Source organism: Mesorhizobium sp. P2_D6 (assembly GCF_056404315.1).
Genome location: NZ_JBFUEG010000084.1, coordinates 1 through 715 on the forward strand (window position 1 = coordinate 1; position 715 = coordinate 715).

General features: G+C 59.7%; 1 protein-coding gene. It reads left to right on the top strand.

Features of this window, described 5'->3' with window-relative positions; translation table 11 throughout:
- On the top strand, positions 1 to 501 hold a 501-nt coding region (locus AC1D1L_RS33715), incomplete at its 5' end, for an outer membrane protein (RefSeq protein WP_477345847.1).
- Between the last annotated feature and the right edge of the window lie 214 nt (positions 502 to 715).

The following is a 715-nucleotide window of genomic DNA, read 5'->3' on the forward strand; positions in this document are numbered from 1 at the left end:
GTCGTCGATTCAGACGGCTTTGTCGGCGGTCTGACCGCTGGTTACAATTGGCAGGCGGGGCAGATCGTTTTCGGCGTCGAAGGTGACGTGTCTTACGCCAATATTCACGGCAGCGTCCTCAAGGTTCCGTTTGTACCGCCTTGCGGGATCGAGGGCTGTTCGGCGGACATCGATTGGTATGGCACAGGCCGTGCGCGCGTCGGCTATGCCTTCGAGAACTTTCTTCCCTATGTCACGGGTGGCTTTGCTGTCGGCAAGGTCAAAGGCACGGCCGACCTGGGAGCCTGTGGCTTTACCCCGACCTGCGGGTACGACGAGACCCGGTGGGGCTGGGCGGCCGGCGCAGGTGTTGAATGGGCGCTGAACCAGAAGCTGTCGTTCAAGGCTGAGTACATGCACGTGGATCTGGGCACCCCCGATTTCAACACAGCCGCTCCAGATCCTTCCACCTCCAGAATCGACTTCGATACGGTCCGCGTGGGTATCAACTACCACTTCTGAAGCGGGCTTCCCGACTTCAAGCGGCTGTAGCGGCCTACTCGTGATGCTTTGGCCGTCGCCACCGGGCGCCGTTCATTCGGTGGTCGGTCCTTCCACCTGAAGGCCTAGTGGGCACTTTTTGTTCGGCTGAAAGCGCCGCCACACAGTCTTCCAGAATTGCCAGGCGAAGCCGAAGCCACTTTAATTCTTGGCCGACTTGCGCCAGCTTTAACAT